The organism is Flavobacterium sp. FPG59 (assembly GCF_002150205.1).
Lineage (GTDB): Bacteria > Bacteroidota > Bacteroidia > Flavobacteriales > Flavobacteriaceae > Flavobacterium.
On record NZ_MTCA01000279.1, the window covers coordinates 1 to 3,422 of the forward strand.

The following is a 3,422-nucleotide window of genomic DNA, read 5'->3' on the forward strand; positions in this document are numbered from 1 at the left end:
GTATGCACTTCTTTTTTAACGCCTGCTGCCTTGGCTACTTGCCGCACCGCCCATTGCACGCCGCGCTGGCTGTAACGGCTATCAAAATCACCTCCTGCTCGCTCAATTGGTTGTCCGTTAAAAAGATAATCTTGAGGTTTTTCGGCTGTGATGTATTTTTTTAATCCCCGAATCAAGTGTTCCGAAAGCGGAACGTAACGGTCTTTTTTGCCTTTGCCTTGAACCACTTTGAGCTGTTTTCTATCGAAATCTAGATCTTGTAATCGTACACTTCGGGCTTCCATGCAGCGCAATCCGCAGCCATAAAGCAAACCAATCAGGATTTTATGTTTTAGCAATTTGGCACTCTGGAGCATCGCCCAAACTTCCTCTTTACTCAAAACAACAGGAAGTTTCTTCTCGTGTTTTATGGACGGTAAACGAAGGAATTGATACGGAAAACCCTCAGATTTCAGCAAAAATCGAAGTCCGTAAACGCAATGTTTAAAATACGTTTGCGAAGGGGTTTTTGACTTTTTTTGTTGGTAAAACAAGTAGTCCTGTACTTGTTCGGGATCTAATTCGGTTGGGATTTTACCAAAATAAAGCGAGATAGCTGCAACATGGCGCGAATAGTTATTAAAAGTACTTTGGCTTCTGCCTAAAACAGAAATCGTCCGCTCAAAACGATCTAAAAGTTCCTCGAAACCTGGAACTTCTCGCTTGGCTTGGTTCAGAATTTTGTTCTCTCTTAACGCATCAGGATGCTTTTTTTTGTAGTCATAATATCAAATTTTAATTATCTTTGAAAAGTACTACTTTTTCGGTTTCGCGCTACCGAAGGTTTAGTTCAACACACGCTACAAGCAAGCTGGGTAATTGGCTTAATAGGAAAATGGTTTTGTATTTGGCAGTTTAGTGACAACCGAAAAATAAATCTTAATTTAGTCCCAAACCCGCTGTAGTACCAGAACGTTAGTTAGAATTGTAGGACGACAAAACAAATAGAATAATTTATGAAAAAAGAGACACCACAAATCAAGGTTGCTGAAATTGCATATAAAGACAAAGTTTTTAGCATTGAATATTTTTTTAGACAAGGACAAAAAGAAACAATTGTATTGCTTCATGGTCTTGGTGGAGCAAAAGAAAACTATTATGAAGCTTGTAAAGCAGATGCTCTTACCGACCATACGCTTATATTTTTTGACAACCCAGGAACAGGTAATTCAACATACTTTGAAGACTTACTATTAAATGTAGATGACCTTGCTTCCATTAGCTCAATTTTCATTAAGCAGCTTGGCATTTCAAACTTCATACTTTGTGGGACAAGCATGGGCGGTCTGACTACTTTACTATATCTTAAAAGTAATGAACAGAGCAATATCAAAGCGTATATAAATATCGAAGGGAACTTATTGCCTGAAGACTGTATGTTTTCTAGCAAGGTGGTTACCTATGACTTTGAAACATTTGCGAATCAAGTTTTTCCTAAAACAGTTCATGATATGAAAGCTAATGGAAATACGGGCTATCACATCATTGCCAACAATTTGGAACTAAATACTAATGTGAAATCATATTACAACTATAGTTTTCAAACTGTAGAATATTCAGCAACGGGCGATTTGCTTAAACAGTTTATAGCATTGAAAATTCCCAAAATATTTATTTACGGACAAGAAAATAATTCATTATCCTATATTCCAGAGCTACTCAAAAATAATTTAAATGTTAAAGAGATTTCTAATAGCAATCACTTTGTTTTTTATGACAATCCGAAAGAATTATATGAGGTTATTGGAAACTTTGTTAATGAACTACGCTGACAAGAAACAACGAACCGCTAACAGATAAGGTTTCGTTGCGGCTGCAAGCCGAACAATGAAACCTGTGTTGAACGGAACCGGTCATTGGCAGGAACTATGGAGTTATCGTAAAGTTTAGAGAGAGAATATGAAGAGGATTTAGTATCCTCTTTTTTTTGAAGCCGTTTTTAGCTTGTTTTTTTTAGTGTTTTTCCTTTACTTTTTGGCAAACCTGCACATACCCTTAAAACCAATTTTAACAGGAACTATGAAAACAATCAAGCTCTCAATTCAGCTTATATTGGATTCGTATTTATAACCAACAAAACTTACGCCGAATTTTAAACCTATTTAACCATAAGGTGACTTTTACCTAAAAGAGTTTTAATTGTAGTTTAAATCAAATATATTTACTTAAAAATTAATCCAATAATATTTGTTTAAAGAATTTTAAACAAAATGACATTGACCATAATTGCTTCACGACGTACTACAATAAAGAGAACCATAAAAAATATAAAAATGGGAAAACAAATTTTTATAAATTTAGCAGTTAAAGAACTTGAAAAATCAGTTGACTTTTACACTGCATTAGGATTTACAAATAATCCACAATTTTCAGATGAAACCGCAAAATGTATGGTTTGGTGTGAAAACATTTTTGTAATGCTTTTAACACATGAGAAGTTTACAAGTTTTACATCTAAACCTATTGCTGACACAAAAACTAATATTGCAGGACTTTTTTCATTATCATTAGAAAGTATGAACGAAGTCAATAACTTAATGTCAAATGGACTTAAAGCAGGTGGTATAGAACCAACAGAAATGAAAGATTATGGTTTTATGCAGCAACGAACTATTGAAGATTTTGACGGACACACATGGGAAATATTTTATATGGACGTTTCAAAATTTCCAACTGAACAACCAAAATAATAATTTGAGTTAAATAAAAAAAAAATAAAATGGCACAAATAAACCCTTACATCCATTTTAATGGAAATGCTGAAGTTGCATTTACATTTTATAAATCCGTTTTCGGTGGAGAATTTGCAATGATAAGTCGTTTCAAAGATTTTTCAAATCCTGAATTTCCAATTTCAGAAAGCGAAGCAAACCGCATTATGCATATTGCTTTGCCAATTGGGAAACACAATGTATTAATGGCGAGTGATACTCCCGAAATAATGGGAAAACATAACGAAAATGAAACTAGAAGTAAAATTTCAATTAGCGCTGAAAGTAAAGAAGAAGCTCATCAATTATTTTATGGCCTTTCAGAAGGTGGGAATATTGAAATACAAATTAATGACAGTCCTTGGGGTTCTTATTTCGGAATGTTTAGAGATAAATTTGGTATAGAATGGATAGTAGATTTTGACCCAAATTATAAAAGAAATATAAATAATAAGTAAAAACCACTTCCAATATTAAGAATTCTTTTATATACACAGTACTTACATAGAGTTCCTGATGAATAATTTATTAAAAAACTTCAAAAAGGGTAAGCTTTATATTTTGGGATTCAAATAGTGATTTTTATTGCTTGTTTACGCTTTGTTTTATTTTTAATATAGAAAGCAGTTTTTACCGAGAATGGTTTTAATTATAATTTAAATCCTTTGTTAT

General features: G+C 33.3%; 4 protein-coding genes. 3 read left to right on the forward strand and 1 reads right to left on the reverse strand.

The window, feature by feature from the left end; translation table 11 throughout:
• Positions 1-458 (reverse strand): tyrosine-type recombinase/integrase (locus FPG59_RS14965; RefSeq protein WP_254906719.1); only part of this gene is annotated, 458 nt, incomplete at its 3' end.
• Positions 459-995: 537 nt separating this feature from the next.
• Here FPG59_RS14965 and FPG59_RS14970 point away from each other — a divergent pair.
• The 3 genes from FPG59_RS14970 to FPG59_RS14980 all read left to right on the forward strand — a co-directional run bounded on the left by FPG59_RS14970 (position 996) and on the right by FPG59_RS14980 (position 3,208).
• Entirely contained in the window at positions 996-1,811 is an 816-nt protein-coding gene (locus tag FPG59_RS14970) for an alpha/beta fold hydrolase (protein WP_086455360.1), read from the forward strand.
• Positions 1,812-2,312: 501 nt separating this feature from the next.
• A complete protein-coding gene (locus tag FPG59_RS14975) occupies positions 2,313-2,729 on the forward strand; it encodes a VOC family protein (protein WP_086455363.1) in 417 nt (138 codons plus the stop codon).
• Between the two features lie 29 nt (positions 2,730-2,758).
• Positions 2,759-3,208, forward strand: coding sequence for a VOC family protein (locus FPG59_RS14980; RefSeq protein ID WP_086455361.1), 450 nt, complete (start codon positions 2,759-2,761; stop codon positions 3,206-3,208).
• Positions 3,209-3,422: the final 214 nt, after the last annotated feature.

Bases quoted from the DNA above. Each gene is read 5' to 3' on its own strand.
- FPG59_RS14970 (WP_086455360.1), top strand. From the start codon at position 996: ATGAAAAAAGAGACACCACAAATCAAGGTTGCTGAAATTGCATATAAA.
- FPG59_RS14975 (WP_086455363.1), top strand. From the start codon at position 2,313: ATGGGAAAACAAATTTTTATAAATTTAGCAGTTAAAGAACTTGAAAAA.
- FPG59_RS14980 (WP_086455361.1), top strand. From the start codon at position 2,759: ATGGCACAAATAAACCCTTACATCCATTTTAATGGAAATGCTGAAGTT.